16 protein-coding genes are annotated in these 18,885 nt (G+C 71.0%); 8 read left to right on the top strand and 8 right to left on the bottom strand.

Going from position 1 to position 18,885, the window contains the following annotated elements:
- Nucleotides 1-66: 66 nt before the first annotated feature.
- The gene (locus CG723_RS05475) at nt 67-675 is read left to right on the top strand and encodes a TetR/AcrR family transcriptional regulator (RefSeq protein WP_100592082.1); all 609 of its coding nucleotides are present in this window, start codon (nt 67-69) and stop codon (nt 673-675) included.
- A 10-nt stretch (nt 676-685) separates the two neighbouring features.
- Here CG723_RS05475 and CG723_RS05470 read toward each other — a convergent pair whose 3' ends face one another.
- The gene (locus CG723_RS05470) at nt 686-3,679 is read right to left on the bottom strand and encodes a bifunctional [glutamine synthetase] adenylyltransferase/[glutamine synthetase]-adenylyl-L-tyrosine phosphorylase (protein WP_100592081.1); all 2,994 of its coding nucleotides are present in this window, start codon (nt 3,677-3,679) and stop codon (nt 686-688) included.
- Nucleotides 3,680-3,991: 312 nt separating this feature from the next.
- On the opposite strand from CG723_RS05470, the gene CG723_RS05465 reads away from it, so the two are divergent.
- From CG723_RS05465 to CG723_RS05450, 4 genes are all read left to right on the top strand, one after another.
- On the top strand, nt 3,992-4,423 hold the full coding sequence (locus CG723_RS05465; RefSeq protein ID WP_100592579.1) for a VOC family protein: 432 nt from the start codon (nt 3,992-3,994) through the stop codon (nt 4,421-4,423).
- A 98-nt stretch (nt 4,424-4,521) separates the two neighbouring features.
- Nucleotides 4,522-5,409, top strand: a complete 888-nt coding sequence (locus CG723_RS05460; protein ID WP_100592080.1) for an alkaline phosphatase family protein — start codon at nt 4,522-4,524, stop codon at nt 5,407-5,409.
- Between the two features lies 1 nt (nt 5,410).
- Nucleotides 5,411-6,715, top strand: coding sequence for an MFS transporter (locus tag CG723_RS05455; RefSeq protein WP_100592079.1), 1,305 nt, complete (start codon nt 5,411-5,413; stop codon nt 6,713-6,715).
- Nucleotides 6,712-7,743 (top strand): TolB family protein, encoded by a 1,032-nt coding sequence (locus tag CG723_RS05450; RefSeq protein WP_100592078.1) that lies wholly within the window; start codon nt 6,712-6,714, stop codon nt 7,741-7,743. Before CG723_RS05455 ends, CG723_RS05450 begins: the two co-directional genes overlap by 4 nt.
- Before the next feature lie 170 nt (nt 7,744-7,913).
- Here the strand turns inward: CG723_RS05450 and CG723_RS05445 are convergent, their stop codons facing one another.
- The 5 genes from CG723_RS05445 to glnA all read right to left on the bottom strand — a co-directional run bounded on the left by CG723_RS05445 (nt 7,914) and on the right by glnA (nt 11,621).
- On the bottom strand, nt 7,914-8,105 hold the full coding sequence (locus CG723_RS05445; protein WP_100592578.1) for a hypothetical protein: 192 nt from the start codon (nt 8,103-8,105) through the stop codon (nt 7,914-7,916).
- A 65-nt stretch (nt 8,106-8,170) separates the two neighbouring features.
- A complete protein-coding gene (locus tag CG723_RS05440) occupies nt 8,171-8,419 on the bottom strand; it encodes a hypothetical protein (protein ID WP_100592077.1) in 249 nt (82 codons plus the stop codon).
- A gap of 198 nt (nt 8,420-8,617) precedes the next feature.
- Nucleotides 8,618-9,709: a YncE family protein gene (locus CG723_RS05435; RefSeq protein ID WP_267893684.1), complete on the bottom strand. Its 1,092-nt coding sequence runs from the start codon at nt 9,707-9,709 to the stop codon at nt 8,618-8,620.
- Nucleotides 9,710-9,872: 163 nt separating this feature from the next.
- On the bottom strand, nt 9,873-10,019 hold the full coding sequence (locus CG723_RS47325) for a hypothetical protein (RefSeq protein WP_234374158.1): 147 nt from the start codon (nt 10,017-10,019) through the stop codon (nt 9,873-9,875).
- 240 nt (nt 10,020-10,259) lie between these two features.
- Nucleotides 10,260-11,621 carry a type I glutamate--ammonia ligase gene (glnA, locus tag CG723_RS05430; protein ID WP_100592577.1) on the bottom strand — a complete coding sequence of 454 codons (1,362 nt, stop codon included), beginning with the start codon at nt 11,619-11,621 and terminating at the stop codon, nt 10,260-10,262.
- Between the two features lie 320 nt (nt 11,622-11,941).
- Between glnA and CG723_RS05425 the strand changes: the two genes are divergently transcribed.
- The 3 genes from CG723_RS05425 (at nt 11,942) to CG723_RS05415 (ending at nt 15,392) form a co-directional block, all read left to right on the top strand.
- Nucleotides 11,942-12,604, top strand: a complete 663-nt coding sequence (locus CG723_RS05425; protein ID WP_100592075.1) for a DUF3105 domain-containing protein — start codon at nt 11,942-11,944, stop codon at nt 12,602-12,604.
- Entirely contained in the window at nt 12,601-13,218 is a 618-nt protein-coding gene (locus tag CG723_RS05420; RefSeq protein WP_100592074.1) for a DUF305 domain-containing protein, read from the top strand. The genes CG723_RS05425 and CG723_RS05420 overlap by 4 nt, the downstream gene beginning before the upstream one ends.
- Before the next feature lie 227 nt (nt 13,219-13,445).
- Complete coding sequence (locus tag CG723_RS05415; protein WP_100592073.1) at nt 13,446-15,392, top strand: S53 family peptidase; 1,947 nt, start codon at nt 13,446-13,448, stop codon at nt 15,390-15,392.
- A gap of 69 nt (nt 15,393-15,461) precedes the next feature.
- Here CG723_RS05415 and CG723_RS05410 read toward each other — a convergent pair whose 3' ends face one another.
- Together CG723_RS05410 and CG723_RS05405 are read right to left on the bottom strand one after the other, a co-directional pair.
- Nucleotides 15,462-17,459, bottom strand: a complete 1,998-nt coding sequence (locus tag CG723_RS05410; RefSeq protein ID WP_100592072.1) for a carbohydrate binding domain-containing protein — start codon at nt 17,457-17,459, stop codon at nt 15,462-15,464.
- 169 nt (nt 17,460-17,628) lie between these two features.
- Complete coding sequence (locus CG723_RS05405) at nt 17,629-18,603, bottom strand: hydroxyacid dehydrogenase (protein ID WP_100592576.1); 975 nt, start codon at nt 18,601-18,603, stop codon at nt 17,629-17,631.
- Between the last annotated feature and the right edge of the window lie 282 nt (nt 18,604-18,885).

Below are 18,885 nucleotides of genomic sequence, written 5' to 3'. Positions count from 1 at the left end.
TTTCGGTTTCGGCAATGTAGCCTCCCTTTGGGCATTCGGGAAGACCTCAGATTCGGGGAGCGCACGATGGGACGGCCGAGCAAGCCGCTGCTGGACAGGGAGCGGATCACCACGACCGCGCTCGAACTCGTCGACGAGCAGGGCGACTTCAGCGTGCCGCGGATCGCCAAGCGGCTCGGGGTCCAGACGGGATCCGTGTATCACCATGTGGACGGCCGGGACGGGATCGTGGAGCTGCTGCGCGAGCGGGTCGCCGTCGCGATCGACCCGGCGACGCTCACCGGCGGCGAGCGGCCGTGGGCCGAGGCCCTCGCGGACTGGGCCCGCTCCTACCGGGCCGCCTTCGCCGCCCACCCCAAGGCGATCCCGCTGCTCACTACGTCACCCGTGCGGGCCCAGCGGGTCCTCGACCAGTACGAGCTCGCGGCCGGGCTCCTGCTCGACGCCGGGTTCGCCCTGCCGGACGTGATGCCGGTGATCATCGGCCTGGAGAACGTCGTACTGGGCTCCGCCCTGGACATGGCGGCGCCGGAGGCGATGTGGGAACTGGCCGACGAGACGGCGACGCCACGCCTGGCGGCGGCCCTGGCCGCGATGGGCGCGGGCCGCGCCGACGCGGCGTTCGAACTGGCCCTGACCGGGTTCCTCGCCCACGTGTCCGCGATGGCCGGGTGACTCTCCGGGCCTACGCCCCGTAGAAGCGCTCCTCCATCACCGCGCGCGCCCGGCGCGTCATGCGGCGGTAGTCCTCCAGCATGTCGCCGACGTGGCCGGGGTCGTAGCCCAAGTACCGTCCCACCGCCGCCAGTTCACGCCCGTCGGACGGGAACGTGTCGCCCGGGCGGCCGCGGACCAGCATGACCGCGCCGCGCACGCGGGACGCGAGGATCCACGCCTCGTCGAGGATCGCAGCCTCCTCGCCCGGGATCAGCTCCGCCGCGCATGCCGCGGCGAGCGCCTGCCGCGTACGGGTCGTGCGCAGTCCCGGCTCCGCCCACCCGTGCTGGAGCTGGAGGAGCTGGACGGTCCACTCGACGTCGGAGAGCCCGCCGCGGCCCAGCTTCGTGTGCAGCGTCGGATCGGCGCCGCGCGGCAGCCGCTCGGACTCCATGCGCGCCTTGAGCCGCCGGATCTCGCGCACGGCGTCCTCTCCGAGGCCCTCCGCGGGGAACCGCAGCGGGTCGATGAGATCGATGAAGCGCCGCCCCAGGTCCAGGTCGCCCGCGACCGGTTCGGCCCGCAGGAGTGCCTGCGACTCCCACACCAGGGACCAGCGGCGGTAGTACGCGTCATAGGACTTGAGGGTGCGCACGAGCGGCCCCGACTTGCCCTCGGGCCGCAGGTCCGCGTCGATGAGGAGCGGCGGATCCGCGCTCGGCAGGGCGAGCAGCCGCCGCATCTCGGACACGACGCGGTTCGCGGCCTTCGCCGCCTCCTGGTCGCCGACGCCCTCGCGCGGCTCGTGCACGAACAGCACGTCGGCGTCCGACCCGTAGCCGAGCTCGTGCCCGCCGAACCGCCCCATGGCGATGACGGCGAACCGGGTGGGCAGCTCGTCGCCCCACCCCTCGCGCACGACGGCCCGCAGTGTCCCGGCGAGGGTCGCGGCCGTGATGTCGGAGACCGCCCCGCCGACGCGGTCCACGAGCGCGCCCTGGTCGGCCTCGGCGGGCGTGTCCTCGGTGCCGTACGAGGCGATGATGTCGGCGGCCGACGTACGGAACAGCTCACGCCGCCGTACGCCACGGGCCGCGGCGACGGCCTGCTCGGCGCCGTCCGCGCGGCCGACCGCGGCGAGCACCTCCTGCTCCAACTGGGCGTGCCCGCGCGGTTCGAGGCCCTGCTGGTCGCCGAGCAGGGCGACGGCCTCCGGTGCGCGCATCAGCAGATCGGGGGCGAGCCGGCCGGCCGAGAGCACCCGGGCGAGGTTCTCCGCCGCCGCGCCCTCGTCCCGCAGCAGCCGCAGGTACCAGGGCGTCTTGCCGAGCGCGTCGGACACCTTGCGGAAGTTGAGCAGTCCGGCGTCCGGGTCGGCGGAGTCGGCGAACCAGCCGAGGAGCACCGGGAGCAGCGTCCGCTGGATCGCCGCCTTGCGGGTCACGCCGGAGGCCAGCGCCTCCAGATGGCGCAGCGCGGCGGTCGGGTCGTGGTAGCCGAGGGCCACGAGCCGTTCGCGCGCGGCCTCGGTGCTCAGCCTGGACTCGCCGGAGGCGAGTTGGGCCACGGCGTCGAGCAGCGGCCGGTAGAAGAGCTTCTCGTGCAGACGGCGCACAACCGAGGTGTGGCGGCGCCAGGCGCGGTGGAGTTCGGTGATCGGCTCGGTCCGCATGCCCATCGACCGACCGATGCGCCGCAGGTCCGCGTCGCCCTCGGGGACGAGGTGCGTGCGCCTCAGCTTGTAGAGCTGGATGCGGTGTTCGAGGGTGCGCAGGAAACGGTAGGCGTCGTCGAGCTGGACGGCGTCGACCCGTCCCACGTACCCGCCGTCGGCGAGTGCGGCCAGCGCGTCCAGGGTGGTGCCGCTGCGCAGCGAGAGGTCGGCCCTGCCGTGCACCAACTGCAGGAGCTGTACGGCGAATTCGACGTCCCTGAGCCCGCCGGGCCCCAGCTTCAGCTCCCGGTCGACCTCGCCGGCGGGGATGTTCTCGACGACGCGCTTGCGCATCTTCTGCACGTCGGGCACGAAGTTCTCGCGCTCGGCGGCCTGCCAGACGAGGGGCGAGAGCGTCCTGATGTACGCGTCGCCGAGTTCGAGGTCGCCGGCGACGGGCCGCGCCTTGAGCAGCGCCTGGAACTCCCAGGTCTTGGCCCACCGCTGGTAGTAGGCGAGATGCGAGGAGAGGGTCCGCACGAGGGGGCCGTTGCGTCCCTCGGGGCGCAGGTTGGCGTCGACGGGCCAGATCGTGCCCTCGACGGTCGTGTCGGAGCAGATCCGCATCATGTGCGAGGCGAGCCGGGTGGCGGCCTGGATCGCCTTGCCCTCGTCGGCGCCCTCGACGGCCTCGCCGACGAAGATGACGTCCACGTCGGACACGTAGTTGAGTTCGTGTCCGCCGCACTTGCCCATCGCGATGACGGCGAGCCTGCACAGCGCGGCGTCCCCGGGCGCGTCCGCCTCCGCCATGGCGAGGGCCGCGCGCAGGGTGGCCGTGGCCAGGTCGGCGAGTTCGGCCGCGGTCTGCGCGATGTCGGTCGTCCCGCACACGTCACGGGCGGCGATCGACAGGAGGCAGCGCCGGTAGCCGACCCGCAGGGCGTTCGGGTCGACAGCGTCCGCCAGACCCCGCTGGAACTCCACCACACCGGGGTGCAGGTCGGACGGCTCGTAGGTGACGAGGGCCTGCCAGTCCAGCGGATGCCGGGCCAGATGGTCGGCGAGCGCCTCGGACGCGCCGAGGACACCGAGGAGCCGGTCGCGCAGCGGCTTGGCCGTGATGAGCGTGTCGAGGAGCTCCCGGCGCTCGGGGTCACCGGCCTGCGCCTCGACGAGCCGGACCAGACCGAGGAGGGCCAGATCGGGGTCGGCGGTGGCGCCGAGGGCGTCGAGAAGCATCGGATCGGAGCGCACGGCCGACAGGCCCGGCACGTCCAGGAGCCGCTCGGCGGCGGAGGGATCCGTGAAACCGTGCCGCAGCAGCCGCGTGAACGTACTGCTCCTGCGCCCTTGCGGCACCGACATCGCACGGCCTCCTGTTCGATCACGCACTGGTCCAGAGCCTAAGGCTTCGCCGGTGAGTTCCGCCCGCGTGCGCGGTCTGCCCTTTGACGGGAGCATCGGGAGAGCGAGAGGCGGATCATGACGGACGCGGAGCCCCTGGCCGAGGTGGACAGCCGGTACAGCGACGCGTCGGCCACGACGCTCCCCTGGGCCGAGGCCGGGGAGAAGGTCGCCGCGGCCGAGCTGTTCCGGATCTCGACGGTACGGCCGGACGGGCGCCCCCCATGCCACACCGTTGCGCAGTCGCAGAACTCAGCCGGAAAGGGAGCACCCATGGACTGGACCCTCGAAGTGATCGTCGTGCCCGTCACGGACGTCGACCGGGCGAAGGACTTCTACGCGAAGCAACTCGGCTTCAAGGTCGACGTGGACCAGGTGGTCACGGAGGGCATCCGCATCGTGCAGCTGACGCCACCGGGCTCGCGCTGTTCGATCACCCTGACGCAGGGCCTGCCGGGCCCTCCGGGACAGCGGCCGATGGCTCCGGGGTCCCTCACGGGCCTGCAGATGTGCGTGACGGACATCGTCGCGGCGCGCGCCGAACTGGTCGAACGGGGCGTGGACGTGAGTCGGGTGCAGCACGCGGATGTCACCGGCTGGGAGGACGGGCCCGGCGAGCTGTGGAACTCGTTCATGTTCTTCACCGACCCGGACGGCAACGGATGGATCGTGCAAGAGGCGCCGGCTCCGCTCTCGGAGCGCTGAGGGTTCACCCGCCCTTCACATCTGCGTGGGGCGGGGGCATCTTGGCGTGTGCATGCTCTAGCCGCACCGCCGCCGTCTCCCCCCACCGGAGGTCTCACGTGCCTGGCAGATCATTGTTCCGACGCGGCCGCACCGCGGCGCTCGCTTCGGCCTTCGCCCTGACCGCCACCGCGGTCGCGCTCTGGTCCGGCGTGGGCGGCTCGTCCGCGCAGGCCGCGGCGGGCGTCCCCACCCCGGACCACACCGTGGTCGTGGTCTTCGAGAACCACGCCTACAACCAGGTGATCGGCTCCTCCAGCGCCCCGTACATCAACAGCCTGAAGACGAACGGCGCGAGCCTCTCGGCGTCGTACGCGCTGACGCACCCGAGCCAGCCGAACTACTTCGCGCTGTTCTCGGGCGCCACGCAGGGCATCACGGACGACAGCTGCTATACGCCGGGCTTCTCCTCGCAGCCCAACCTGGCCTCCGAGCTGATCGCCGCCGGCAAGACCTGGGGCAGCTACAACGAGGGCCTGCCGAGCCAGGGTTCGACCACCTGCTCGTCCGGCGACTACGCCCGCAAGCACAACCCGTGGTTCGGGTTCAGCAACGTTCCCACCTCCACGGCGAAGACGTTCGCGCAGTTCCCCTCGGACTACTCGACGCTCCCCCAGGTCTCCTTCGTGGTCCCCGACCTGTGCAGCGACATGCACGACTGCTCGGTGTCGACCGGTGACACCTGGCTGAAGAACAACCTGTCCGCCTACGCGAACTGGGCGAAGGCGCACAACAGCCTCCTCGTCGTCACCTTCGACGAGGACAACCGTCTGGCCGGCAACAAGATCCCGACGGTCCTCTACGGCCAGCAGGTCACCCCGGGTGCCACCTCGGCGACCACCTACAACCACTACGACGTCCTGCGCACCATCGAGGACATGCACGGCCTCCCGCACGCGGGCAACGCGGCGTCCGGCAAGGACATCACGGGCATCTGGGCGTCCTGACATGTACGTAGCGGACAGCCGCGCTGCGGCATCCGCGGAACCCGCCGCCCGGCCACCGGCCGGGCGGCGCGGCACCGCGGTCGCCCCCACGGTCCTGGCCCTCGGCTCGGTCAGCCTCATCACCGACGTCTCGTCCGAGATGGTCACGGCGGTCCTGCCGCTCTACCTCGTCGCGGGACTCGGCCTCTCGCCCCTCGGCTTCGGCCTCCTGGACGGCGTCTACAACGGCTTCTCGGCGCTGGTCCGTCTCGTCGGCGGCCACTTCGCGGACCGGGGAGGCGGCCGCCACAAGACGGTCGCCCTGTTCGGCTACGGACTCTCGGCGCTCTGCAAACCCCTGCTCCTGCTGGCCGCCACCCTCCCCACGATCGGCATGGTCCTGGCGGCCGACCGCACGGGCAAGGGCCTGCGCACGGCGCCGCGGGACGCCCTGATCTCCCTGAGCAGCACCCCGGCCACCCGCGGCAGAGCCTTCGGCGTGCACCGGGCGATGGACACGACGGGCGCCCTCCTCGGCCCCCTCGCGGCCTTCCTGATCCTGCGCGCGACGACGGACGGCTACGACGCGGTCTTCACCGTCAGCTTCTGCGTCGCGGCACTGGGCGTACTGGTCCTGCTCCTGTTCGTCCCCCGCCGGCACGAAGCCGCCCAGGAGACCGCCAACAAGACCGCCAAGGGCAGCCACCCCGCACCCCCGCGCCCCACCTTCCGGTCCGCGCTCGCGCTCCTGCGCCGCCGAGAGGTCCGGCGCACCACGGTCTGCGCCCTGCTCCTCGGCCTGGCCACGGTCAGCGACTCCTTCGTCTATCTGCTCCTCCAGCGCCGCCTGGGCGTCCCCGACCAGTGGTTCGCGCTGCTCCCCCTGGGCACGGCGGCCGCTTTCCTGCTCCTGGCCGCGCCCCTGGGCCGGCTCGCGGACCGCGTCGGCAGCTGGCGCGTGTTCCTCTGCGGCCACGCCGCGCTCCTCGCCGCGTACGGCCTGCTGCTCTCGCCGTGGCACGGCTCCGCCCTGCCGTACGCGGTCCTGGCGCTGCACGGCTGCTTCTACGCGGCGACGGACGGCGTCCTGATGGCCGCTGCCTCCACCGCCATCCCCCAGGAGCTGCGCTCGTCGGGGCTCGCCGTCGTCCAGACGGGCCAGGCGCTGGCGCGCTTCGTCTGCTCGATCGGCTTCGGCGCCGCCTGGACGGCGTGGGGCGACCGCACGGCTCTGGGCGCGGCCACGGTGGCGCTGTCGGCGGGCGCGGCGGTGGCGTACGCCTTCCGGCCCGAAGCCCCCACCCCCGCGGAGGTAGTACCCGCATGACGACACGTAACAGGCTGCTCGTCCTCGTCGCCGCGGTCGTCGCTCTGGCGGCCGTCGCGACGGCCTCCATCCTGCAGGCGGCGGCGCGCGCCGACCGCAGGAACGAGGCGCACGCGGGCGGCCCGAGGGTCACTGCGGGCCGGGTGACCCTGCCGACCGAGGCCACCGAGGCTCCCCGCCGTCTCGTCTTCCGCAACATGGCGTGGGGCCCCCACCGCGACGAGCTCACCACGGTCCCGGCGGGCCGCCCGGACGCGCCCCGCACCGCGTCGGGCGTCAAGTGCCTTCGTTTCTACGCCTCTTCGGGCACGGCCATCTGTCTGCGGGCCGAGCGGGGCGCGATGCAGGACACGTACACGGCGCGCGTCCTGGACTCGCGGCTCGAGGAGAAGGCCCGCTACGCGCTGCCGGGCATCCCGTCCCGCGCCCGCGTCTCGCCGAGCGGGCGGTACGCGGCGTGGACGGTGTTCGTGGGCGGCGACAGCTACGCGGGCACGAACTTCTCGACGCGGGCGGCGATCGTGGACACCCGCACGGGTCACCTCACGCCGACGCTCGAGGACTTCCGGGTCGTCAAGGACGGCCGGACCTACCGCGCGGCGGACATCAACTTCTGGGGCATCACGTTCGCGGCGGACGACCGCCACTTCTACGCGACGCTCGCGACGCACGGGAAGACCTACCTGGTACGGGGTGATCTGCGCACCCGCACGCTGACCACCGTCCACCAGAACGTCGAGTGCCCGTCCCTCTCCCCCGACGGCACCCGCATCGCGTACAAGAAGCGCGTGAAGGGCCTTTCGGCGGACGCCCCTTGGCGGCTGTACGTACTCGACCTGCGCACGCTCCGCGAGACGCCCCTGGCGGAGACCCGCAGCGTGGACGACCAGGCGGTCTGGAGCGACGCGCACACCCTGACGTACGCGCTGCCGGGCGACTACGGCGCGGACCTCTACACCGTCCCGGCGGACGGCACGGGAGCCCCGCACCGCCTCACCAAGGCGGCGGTGTCTCCGGCGTACCTGTGACGGGCCGCTGTCCGGAGCCGCGCACACGGGTGGCAGACGGGCCCGCGACCCTCGAGGCTGGGGCGATGGACATGACCCCAGGCGGAGGCTGGGCGGTCCAGGAATACTGCAGGCGCGCCACGCAGCCGCTGCACGAGGTGCTGCGCGAACAGCGCCAGGGCCGACCCGTCTCACGGCTCCGGGATCAGCCGCACCACCGTCACGACCAGGATCGACCCGGAGACGTAGTACCGGACGATGACGCCGCGCACGGTCGCCTCCCTGCGGTCCGCCCACCGGCCGATGGGGAGGGACCCGTGCCCGTACGGGTCGACGCCGAGGGTACGTTCCAGCTCCGCCCTGAACGGCACGGGTCCCGCCATTTTCGCGAGGGTGTCGTCGGCGGGCGGCGCGTACGAGATGCGGTGGCGGCGGCGATGACGGTGGCTCACGCGGCTCCGGCCCTCTCCGCTTCCTCGCGGGCGAGCCGGTCCATGATGGCGTCGGCGGCCGGGTCGGGCACGGACTCCAGCATCCAGTGCCGCATCACGGCGTGGATCTCGTGCACCCCGGCCGCGTTGATCTCCCGGTCGAACTCCTCGCGCCGGTGTTCCGGCAGGGCGTCGCGGATGGCGGGGATGCTGTTGGGCACCTCGACCTCGACCCCGTCGACGAGGGTCTTGAGCGGTTCGGCCATGATGCGCTCCCTTCTCGCTCACCGACCACGGTAGCGACCGGGAAGCGACGCAGGGGGCCGTACGGCAGAGGGGAGGGGACGCATCACGCGCCCCGCCCCCTCCCCGACCTCAGCCCAAGAGCAGCCTTCTCAAGTGCCTTAAGGGCACCTACGGATCTCCGTAGGTGCCCTTTGGCGTCCGACTCCGACCTTGAAGGGTCAGTGCTTCGCGGGCCGGAGCGACCTCCCTAGTGCCACCCCGGCGGGGGCGTTGCCAACGGGGATCGGGGAGCCCACGACCGCGTTGGTCCTGGTGTCGATCACCGACACGCTGTCCGAGCCGGAGTTGGCCACGTAGGCGCGACCGCGGAGGGCGTCGGTGGCCACCCAGGCGGGGCCGTAGCGGACGGGGATCGGGGAGCCGACGGCCGCCTTGGTCCTGGTGTTGATCAGCGACACGGTGTTCGAGTCGGAGTTGGTCACGTAGGCGCGGCCTCGGAGGCTGTCGACGGCCACACCGGCGGGGAGTCCGCCGACGGGGATCGGGGAGCCCACGACCGTGTTCGTGTGGGTGTCGATCACCGACACGGACTTCGAGATGCCGTTGGTCACGTAGGCGCGGCCGCGGACGCTGTCCATGGCCACCCCGAGGGGGTTGCCGACGGGGATCGAGGGCCCGACGACCTTGTTGGTCCTGGTGTTGATCACCGACACGGCGTACGAGTGGGCGTTGACCACGTAGGCGCGACCGCGGACGCCGTCGACGGCCACCCCGGCGGGGCCTTTGCCGACGTGGATCGGGGAGCCCACGACTTTTTTGGTCTTGGTGTCGATCACCGACACGCTGTCCGAGCCGGAGTTGGCCACGTAGGCGCGACCGCGGACGCCGTCGACGGCCACCCCGGCGGGGCCTTTGCCGACGTGGATCGGGGAGCCCACGACTTTTTTGGTCTTGGTGTCGATCACCGACACGGTGTCCGAGCCGGAGTTGGTCACGTAGGCGCGACCGCGGACGCCGTCGACGGCCACCCCGGCGGGGCGTTTGCCGACGTGGATCGGGGCGCCGACGACCGCGTTGGTCCTGGTGTCGATCACCGACACGGTGCCCGAGCCACCGTTGGCGACATAGAGGCGATCACTGCGCAGGTCTTTGTGCCGCGCTGCAAAGGCGTCAGGAGCCGTGGCGGACAGGAGGGCGATGGAGAATGCCGCCAGGATGACGCTCGACCGGTCGAGCCACTGGCGCCGTGCGCTACGGCGTGGGGATGCAAAAACGTCGCCTGGCAGAAGCTCAGGGAGAGTTCGGGACATTCTTCCTCCAGGCCGGTCGGCCCCTGGGGCCGTCATGATGAGTGCGACGGCTGAGCAGCAAAGAGCGTCCACGACCGTCACAGCACATCCTTTGGTCCGCCACGGTGCTCTGCCAGCCGGACTGCGCTGAACGTGGCCGCTTGCCGGGACTTCTCCCATGAGTTCAGGAACCGAGGCCGCGGCCGAAGGCAGCGGGCCGATCCCGGCCGAGCCCCTCGAAGCGTGGCAGCGAACAGTGCCGCAGGCCCGCGCGCCGCTCGGCGGTTTGGACGTCACGCAGTACGAGCAGGAGTCGTGCGACCTCTGCCACTCCGGCACCTCCCGATGCGCGTCCCTGGCCAAGCCCCGGAGCACACAGCTGAGGCCCTGGTCCGGTTACCGTCCGGTTGCCCCTGTGCCGCTCAAGTGATCCAGGAGGCCTGTCCGGTGGGCCGATCCGACGGCCCACGGCCCACAGACGGCCCAGTCCCCGACGCACGCGACGGGGCCGCCGGTCACAGACCGACGGCCCCGGATGCTCGACGCGGCGTGAAACCGCCCTGAGCTGCGCTTACAGCACCGGCAGGTTCTTCCGCAGCTCGAACGCGGTGACCTCGCTGCGGTACTCCTCCCACTCCTGCTTCTTGTTGCGGAGGAAGAAGTCGTACACGTGCTCGCCCAGCGTCTCGGCGACGAGTTCGCTGCGCTCCATGAGGGCGATCGCCTCGCCGAGGTTCTGCGGGAGCGGCTCGATGCCCATCGCGCGGCGCTCGGCGTCGGACAGGGCCCACACGTCGTCGTCGGCGCCCGGCGGGAGCTCGTAGCCCTCCTCGATGCCCTTGAGTCCGGCGGCGAGCAGCACGGCGTACGTCAGGTACGGGTTCGCGCCCGAGTCGATCGAGCGGACCTCGACGCGTGCGGAGCCGGTCTTGCCGGGCTTGTACATCGGGACGCGGATCAGGGCCGAGCGGTTGTTGTGGCCCCAGCAGATGTACGAGGGCGCCTCGCCGCCGGCGCCGGCGGTGCGGCCGCCGCCGCCCCAGATGCGCTTGTAGGAGTTGACCCACTGGTTGGTGACGGCGGAGATCTCGGCGGCGTGCTTGAGCAGGCCCGCGATGAAGGAGCGGCCGACCTTGGACAGCTGGTACTCGGAGCCGGACTCGTAGAACGCGTTGCGGTCGCCCTCGAAGAGGGACAGGTGCGTGTGCATGCCGGAGCCGGGGTGGTCGGAGAACGGCTTCGGCATGAAGGTCGCCTGCACGCCCTGCTCCAGCGCCACCTGCTTCATGACGAGGCGGAACGTCATGATGTTGTCGGCCGTGGACAGCGCGTCGGCGTACCGCAGGTCGATCTCCTGCTGGCCGGGGGCGCCCTCGTGGTGGCTGAACTCGACCGAGATGCCCATGGATTCGAGCATGGTGATCGCCTGGCGGCGGAAGTCCATGCCGACGTTCTGCGGGGTGTGGTCGAAGTAGCCGGAGTTGTCGGCCGGGGTGGGGCGGGACCCGTCGAGCGGCTTGTTCTTGAGGAGGAAGAACTCGATCTCGGGGTGCGTGTAGAAGGTGAAGCCCAGGTCCGAGGTCTTGGCCAGGGCCCGCTTCAGCACGTAGCGCGGGTCCGCGAACGACGGCGAGCCGTCGGGCATCAGGATGTCGCAGAACATCCGCGCGGTGCCCGGGGCCTCGGCGCGCCACGGCAGCACCTGGAAGGTCGACGGGTCGGGCTTGGCGATCATGTCGGACTCATACACGCGGGCGAAGCCCTCGATCGCGGAGCCGTCGAAGCCGATGCCCTCGTCGAAGGCCTGCTCCAGCTCCGCCGGGGCCACGGCCACCGACTTCAGGAAGCCGAGGACATCCGTGAACCACAGGCGGACGAACCGGATATCCCGCTCCTCGAGCGTCCGGAGCACGAATTCCTGCTGCTTGTCCATCTTCCGCTTCCACCCATCCTTGCTGGTCAGGCCGCCTGCGTCCGCGCCCTGCGGGACACCGTCGGCAGGCTCCTGAGCATCCCACCACATCACCGTTTCATGCGCGTTGCCGACCTTGATCGACTGGCCGACCCGGGCCCGAACATCGTGCGAACGGCAGATGTATACGACTCCGTGCCCATAGTGCCTGCTGGGGCCCCTAGTCCCATAGTCCCTGCCGTCCACAGCACCGGCTACACGGCATGGCAACGGCCCCCCGCTCCCCACTACGATCAGCGGACCCGTTCAGCCGTCCCGTCCCTTTCCCAGAAGGACTCACCATGGGTTCCGCCAAGAACACCGGCTCCGCGACGCGCAAGGCCCGAATAGAGGAGATGCGTCGCGCCGAGCGCTCCCGCGAGCGCCTGCGCCGCGTCCTCGTCGTCGTAGTGAGCGCCGTCGTGGTCGTGTGCCTCGCCGGATTCGGGGCGTGGGCCCTCATGAAGGGTGACGACTCGAAGGACACGGCGGACGCGAAGTCGTCGGCCGGGTCGTTCAAGACCGGCTCGGACGGCGTGAAGACCTGGACCGGGAAGCTGGACCGCAACCACGTCGCGAAGAAGGTGACGTACCCGATGACGCCGCCGGTGGGCGGGGACCACAACCAGGTCTGGATGAACTGCAACGGCGACGTCTACAAGAAGGCGATCCCGAACGAGAACGCGGTGCACGCCCTGGAGCACGGCGCGGTCTGGGTGACGTACACGGACAAGGCCGACCCGGGTGACGTGCAGAAGCTCGCGGCGAAGGTGCGCCAGACGCCGTACTCGCTGATGAGCCCGGACCAGGACCAGAAGGACCCGATCATGCTGAGCGCCTGGGGCCACCAGCGGACCGTGAAGAGCGCCACCGACCCGGACGTGGCCTCGTTCTTCTCGACGTTCGTCCAGGGCAAGCAGACCCCTGAGCCGGGTGCCGCCTGCACCAACGGCCTGTCCCAGTGAGGCGCGCGGCCTGGATCGCGCCGGCCGTGGCGGCGGTGCTCGTCGCGGGCGGGGCGGTCACGTACGCGGTCGCCGACGGGGACGACGGCGGTTCGTCGGCCGTGCGGGTGCCGGGCACCGAGTCGGCCGACGCCGGGTTCGCGCGGGACATGGCGGTCCACCATCAGCAGGCCGTCGAGATGTCGTACATCGTGCGCGACCGCACGAAGGACGAGGAGGTGCGCCGCCTCGCCTACGACATCGCGCAGACGCAGGCCAACCAGCGGGGCATGCTGCTCGGCTGGCTCGACCTGTGGGGGCTGCCGAAGGTGTCCGCGAAGCCGCCGATGTCCTGGATGGGCATGGGCGACATGCCGCCCGGGCAGGACGGCGCGCTGATGCCGGGCATGGCCACGAACTCGCAGCTCGACGAGCTCCGCAAGGCGAGTGGCAAGCGGGCCGAGGTGCTCTACCTCCAGCTGATGACCGCGCACCACAAGGGCGGCGTCCACATGGCCGAGGGGTGCGTCGAGCGCTGCGGGGTCGGGGTGGAGAAGCGGCTCGCGGCGGGCATGGTCGCCTCGCAGAAGTCGGAACTCGACCTGATGGCCGGGATGTTGAAGGACCGGTCGTAGGACAGGTCGCAGGAAGGGAAACCCCGGGAATACCTGAGGGAAACCCCCACCCCGATCACGTACCGCCCCAAATCGCCCTCGAATGGCGTTCCTTGGGCTCTTCTTGGCGCTTCCATTCCCCTTGCATGAACGGTTCGGCGCAACAGTGATCAGTTGCGTGCGCAGGTCGATCCGGTGCACGCGCATCACCGTCGCCACACGCGACGAACCACATCGCAGGGGGTTGTATGAGATCCACCCGTGCCGCGGCCCGCGCCGGGCTCAGCCTGGCAGCGACACTGCCACTGCTCGCCGGCGCGCTCGCCATCGCAGCACCCGTCGCCCAGGCCGACCCGAACCCGGGCGCCCGCGACGCACTGACCGGCACCAAGCCGCTGTGGGCCACGGCCAAGGCCGACCAGGGTGCCGCGTCGAACAGCTCCACCGTGCACGCCCGCGTCTACCTCGCGGGGCGCGACGCGGCGGGCCTCGCGGCGTACGCGAAAGCCGTGTCCGACCCGCAGTCGGCGTCGTACGGCAAGCACCTCAGCGCCAAGCAGGCCCAGGCCCGCTTCGGCGCGACCAAGGCCCAGATAGCCGAGGTCACGAAGTGGCTCGAGTCCTCGGGCCTCACCGTGACCGACGTCAGCAAGCACTACATCTCCGTCTCGGGCGAAGTCGCCGCCGCCGAGAAGGCGTTCGGCGCCCAGCTGCACAACTACGCCAAGGGCAAGCACACCTACCGCGCGCCCACGGCCGCCGCGACGGTGCCCGCGTCCCTGAACGGCGCGGTCCTCACCGTGACCGGCCTGGACAGCGCGCCGCACAAGGCGGACCACGACGAGACGCTGCCGCCGCCGGACGCCGTGTTCCACAACGCCGGCCCCTTCTCGTCGTACTACGGCTCGAAGACGGCGAGCACTCAGCCGTCCGCGTACGGCCAGAAGGCCCCGTACGCCGTGAAGGGCTACACCGGCAAGCAGCTCCGTGCCGCCTACGGCGCCGGCAAGAAGACCGGCAAGGGAGTCCGCGTCGCCATCACCGACGCGTACGCCTCGCCGACCATCGCGAAGGACGCCGCCACCTACGCCAAGCGCAACGGTGACGCGGCCTACCGCAGCGGCCAGCTGAAGCAGGTCCTGCCCGCGGACTACACCAAGACCGAGGAGTGCGGGGCGTCCGGCTGGTACGGCGAGGAGACCCTCGACGTCGAGGCCGTGCACGCCGTCGCTCCCGCGGCCGACATCACCTACGTCGGCGCCGCGTCCTGCTACGACGACGCGCTGCTCGACTCCCTCGGCAAGATCGTCGACGGTCACCTCGCCGACATCGTGTCGAACTCGTGGGGCGACATCGAGGCCAACCAGACCCCCGACCTCGCCGCCGCGTACGACCAGATCTTCCAGTACGGCGCGATCGAGGGCATCGGCTTCTACTTCTCGTCCGGCGACAACGGCGACGAGGTGGCGAACACCGGCACGAAGCAGGTCGACGTGCCCGCCAACTCGGCGTGGGTGACGTCCGTCGGCGGTACGTCGCTGGCCGTCGGCAAGGGCGACAAGTACCAGTTCGAGACCGGCTGGGGCACGCTCAAGGCCAACCTGTCGGCCGACGGCAAGAGCTGGGACGCCTTCCCCGGGGCGTACACCTCGGGTGCGGGCGGCGGCACCAGCAAGACGGTGAAGCAGCCGTTCTACCAGAGCGGTGTCGTCCCGAACTCGCTCGCACGCGCCAACGGCGGCTCGCAGAAGATGCGTACGGTGCCGGACATCTCCGCGGTGGCCGACCCGAACACCGGCTTCCTCGTCGGCCAGTCGCAGACGTTCCCCGACGGCTCGCTCAAGTACGACGAGTACCGCATCGGCGGCACGTCGCTGGCCGCGCCCGTCATCGCGGGTGTGCAGGCGCTGGTCCAGGAGGCCCGCGGCGGGCACGCGCTCGGCTTCGCCAACCCGGCGATCTACGACCGCTTCGGCTCGAAGATCTACCACGACGTGACGGACAAGCCGACCGGCCGTGACCTCGCGGTGGTCCGCGTCGACTACGCGAACGGGTTCGACTCGGCCGACGGCCTGCTGACCTCCCTGCGCAGCCTCGGCAAGGACAGCTCGCTCAAGGCGGTCCGCGGCTACGACGACGTGACGGGTGTCGGCTCGCCGGCGCCGGGCTATGTGACGTCCTTCGGCCGTCGCTGACCCACGAAAGAGCGGCGCCCGCCCCGGACATCACCGGGACGGGCGCCGCCCTCATTTCCCTTCCACGCGCTACTGCTTCACGACCCTCAGGTCGTCGCACCAGCCACTGCCCTTACCGGTGCGGGTGTAGCAGTAGAGGGTCGCCGAGGTATTGGTGGCGCCCGTGGTGAAGGTGATGCTGCCGGTGCGCCACCCGAACGCGCTGAAGGCGGGAATCCGGGTCTCGGCCCCGCCGAAGTTCTTCACTCCCACGGCGAGTTGGGTGTCGTACGCGTCGACCCGCCCCCAGCCGGAGAGCGTGTACGTGGTGTTCGGCGCGACGGTGATCTTCTGCTCGGCCGTGCTCGGGGTCCCCGAGACGCGCAGACTGGAGCCGCCCCCGTGCGGATTCGCGGTGTCGGCCGCGACGGCCCCCGAGGGCGCCCAGGGCGGGACACCCGTCTCGAACCCGGGGTTGGCGACCAGGTTGGTCCCGCCCGAACAGGCGGCGTCATCGAACGCAGAGACCTGGTGGGCGCCGATGTCGGGACGACAGGCGACGGGCGCGGGAGAGCCGAAGTAGTCCTTGCCGCCGGAGCCGGTGGTGACCTGCCCGGCGCCGCGCGCCGGGGATCCGGCCTTCAGCTTGTACCCCGCGGGATCGGCGGAGCCCGGGTCGACGAGGAGCGGGTCGGCGGTCACCTTGCCCGGGTCGGCGGGCTCGGACGCCGGGTGGTTGCCGTACATGACGTTGTTGCGCCAGGTGTGCTCGGCGGGCTTGCCGCCGTATCCGCCGGTGCCGAGGTTGTAGAAGATGTTGTTGCTCCACAAGGTGGTGGACGCCCCACCACTGCTCTCCACGACCGACGTGGTGGAACCGGCCCCCATGTAGAAGGTGTTGTTGAGGATCTGGGCGGCCGCGTCGCCGACGGCGTACAGGATGCGCGAGCCGTCGTTGACGGAGAGGTTGTAACGCGCGACGGTACCGGCCGTGTCGGCGCCGCTGCCGCAGGCCCCGCAGAGCAGCAGGAAGCCGCCCTCGTTGTCGTGGCTGTAGTTGTACTGGAAGACGGCGCCGCGGGTGCCGAAGTCGGCGTCGAAGGCCATGCCGTCGTTCATGCCCGCCGTGCGGCGCACATGGTGGACCTCGTTGTACTGGAAGACGGTCCCGTCACTGTTGATGGTCCACAGGCCCGCGTTGTTGCCGGCCGAGCGCATCCAGATGTCGTACGCCTCGTTGTGCTCGGCCAGCGCGTCCCGGGTCACGCGGACGACCATGCCGTCGCCGCCGATGTCGTGGATCTTGTTGCCGCGGAACACGACACGCGTACTCGCCGTCCACGCGGGACCGCTCGTGCACCCGTAGACGGCTCGGCAGGCCCAGCTGGACTGGGTGGTCAGGCCCTCGCGGTCGACCTTGTAGATCTCGCTGTTCTGGACGAGTACGTCATCGAAACGGGTCGGCGTCACGGTGCCGGAGACGCGGAACTGGATACCGTTGCTGCTCTTGGTGTCGCCGCCGTTGACGTCGTGGACGTAGACGTCGTCGAGGACGTAGTGGGTGCCGGTGCCGTGGTCGGCGAGCTCGACGAGGATGCCGTTGCGCTCGGCATCCGCGGCGCCCTTGTTGGTGACCTCCAGACCACGGATCTCCCACTGCTCGACGTTGAGCAGATGGACGGCGGCGTAGACGGTGCCACCGCCCTCGATCACGGGCCGAGCGCCGCCGGAACCGTAGGGGGCGACCCTGACGGGGGCGGCCGCGGAGCCCGATCCTGCGGGCTTGAGCTGACCGCGGCAGGTGGATCCGCGCTTGAAGTAGAGCCGGTCGCCGGGGCCGTAGGTGACGGCGTTGGCCGCGGCGAGGCTGTTGTAGGGGGCGGCGAGGCTGCCGTCGCCGTTCGCAGCGGCGGAACAGTCCACGTAGTGGGGGGTGCTCGCGGACTGGGAGGGGTGGGGCGGATGGCCGGGGTGCGCGGACCCGGCCGCCTGGGCGCCCGGCGGGGAGACGAGGGCGGAGGCGGCGAGCGCGAGACCGGCCGCGAGCGTGGTGCAGGCTCTTCGGAGCCCGGATGTAACCGGTGCCATTCTTGCTCCTGGGGATAGGAGAGGCGTTCGGCAAGTACCGTGCCCAGCAAGGCGGTTGAGGTCAATGCCCCTGACGGGAAACGGTTACATTCACAAGACGCACCCCCACCCCCCGGACACCCCCGCCCCACTGCCGACACCCCACTCCCGACACCCCGGCCGCCGCCCCTCAGGCGAGCCGCGAAAGATCCCCCCGCGAAAGCCGCCCGAGCAGCTCCTCACCGCGCGCGAACCGCTCGGCCTCCTCCACCGCGTACAACCCCAGCCGGCGCACCTCGCTGCCCTGCGCGCCCGCCATGTGCGGGGTGACCAGGACGTTGGGAAGGGTGAGCAACGGGTGCCCGGCAGGCAGCGGTTCGGGGTCGGTGACATCGAGAAATGCATCAAGCCGGCCCGAGGCGCACTCACGAGCGAGCGCCTCGGTGTCGACGAGCGACCCCCGAGCAGTGTTCACAACGACACCACCGTCAGCCACGAGTTTCAGCATCTCCTCCCCCAGCAACCCACGTGTCTCGGGCAGTTGAGGCGCGTGCACGCTCACGATGGAGCTGCGCCGGCAGAGCTCGGACAGCTCGACGAGCTCAACGCCGAGCGCGGCGGCATCGCCTTCACTGACGTACGGATCGGTGAGCAGGATCCGATACCCCGCATCCGAGGCGCGCAGCCCTGCCATCACGCGCCGGCCGATGCGGGAGGCGCCGATGATCCCGACGACGCGACCGTCGGCGCCCTCGCGCGCGGTGAAGCCGGGCCAGCCGCCGGAGTAGCGGGCGGCGACGGGCAGCGCCTTCTTCGCGGCGAAGGTGATCGCGGCGAGCGTGAAGGCGACGACGGGACCCGCGTTGGCGTCGGCGGCGGAGGACACGGTGATGCCGGGCCGCTCCCACAGGGCGTCCGAGACGACGGGCTTGACCGATCCGGCGGCGTGCACGACGGCGCGGAGCCGGGGCGCGTGCGCCAGAACGTCCGAGGTGAGCTGCGGGCAGCCCCAGCCGGTGATCAGCACCTCGACTCCGGAGAGGACCGCGCGGGCCTCGGGGGTGCCGAGCGGCCCGGTCAGCGGAACGGGCGCGAGGTCGGCGCACCGCCCGAGCCGTTGCCGCAGGTCCGACGGGATGACCCGGTCGAGCACCTCGGCGTCCATGGCCAGTGCCGCGATCGGTCGGTGTGCTGCCACGCGCTACCACCCTCCAGCTGCAGATCTCTAGTAACCGGTTACCTCAAGATGCCAGGAGGCTAGGCCCAACGCTGAGAGATGGTCAAGAGATCGGGGAGACAAGGGGGTTGACCCGGCGTAGTAACCGTTTTAGATTCCCGCTCACCTTGTTCCAACGACGGAGGGGTTTCCGTGCCCACGGTGGCGAAGGACAGGCCCGAGACCGAGGCGGTGAAGCCCCCCGGCACCTCGGGCAGCGGGTCAAATACG

The sequence above is a fragment of the Streptomyces sp. CB01635 genome, assembly GCF_002803065.1.
Classification (GTDB): domain Bacteria; phylum Actinomycetota; class Actinomycetes; order Streptomycetales; family Streptomycetaceae; genus Streptomyces.
This window is presented reverse-complemented; position numbering and strand designations above follow the sequence as displayed.

Coding starts and splice junctions, on each gene's coding strand:
- CG723_RS05475 (WP_100592082.1), top strand. CDS start 67: ATGGGACGGCCGAGCAAGCCGCTGCTGGACAGGGAGCGGATCACCACG.
- CG723_RS05470 (WP_100592081.1), bottom strand. CDS start 3,679: ATGTCGGTGCCGCAAGGGCGCAGGAGCAGTACGTTCACGCGGCTGCTG.
- CG723_RS05465 (WP_100592579.1), top strand. CDS start 3,992: ATGGACTGGACCCTCGAAGTGATCGTCGTGCCCGTCACGGACGTCGAC.
- CG723_RS05455 (WP_100592079.1), top strand. CDS start 5,411: ATGTACGTAGCGGACAGCCGCGCTGCGGCATCCGCGGAACCCGCCGCC.
- CG723_RS05450 (WP_100592078.1), top strand. CDS start 6,712: ATGACGACACGTAACAGGCTGCTCGTCCTCGTCGCCGCGGTCGTCGCT.
- CG723_RS05445 (WP_100592578.1), bottom strand. CDS start 8,105: ATGGCGGGACCCGTGCCGTTCAGGGCGGAGCTGGAACGTACCCTCGGC.
- CG723_RS05440 (WP_100592077.1), bottom strand. CDS start 8,419: ATGGCCGAACCGCTCAAGACCCTCGTCGACGGGGTCGAGGTCGAGGTG.
- CG723_RS05435 (WP_267893684.1), bottom strand. CDS start 9,709: ATGTCCCGAACTCTCCCTGAGCTTCTGCCAGGCGACGTTTTTGCATCC.
- glnA (WP_100592577.1), bottom strand. CDS start 11,621: ATGGACAAGCAGCAGGAATTCGTGCTCCGGACGCTCGAGGAGCGGGAT.
- CG723_RS05425 (WP_100592075.1), top strand. CDS start 11,942: ATGGGTTCCGCCAAGAACACCGGCTCCGCGACGCGCAAGGCCCGAATA.
- CG723_RS05415 (WP_100592073.1), top strand. CDS start 13,446: ATGAGATCCACCCGTGCCGCGGCCCGCGCCGGGCTCAGCCTGGCAGCG.
- CG723_RS05410 (WP_100592072.1), bottom strand. CDS start 17,459: ATGGCACCGGTTACATCCGGGCTCCGAAGAGCCTGCACCACGCTCGCG.
- CG723_RS05405 (WP_100592576.1), bottom strand. CDS start 18,603: ATGGACGCCGAGGTGCTCGACCGGGTCATCCCGTCGGACCTGCGGCAA.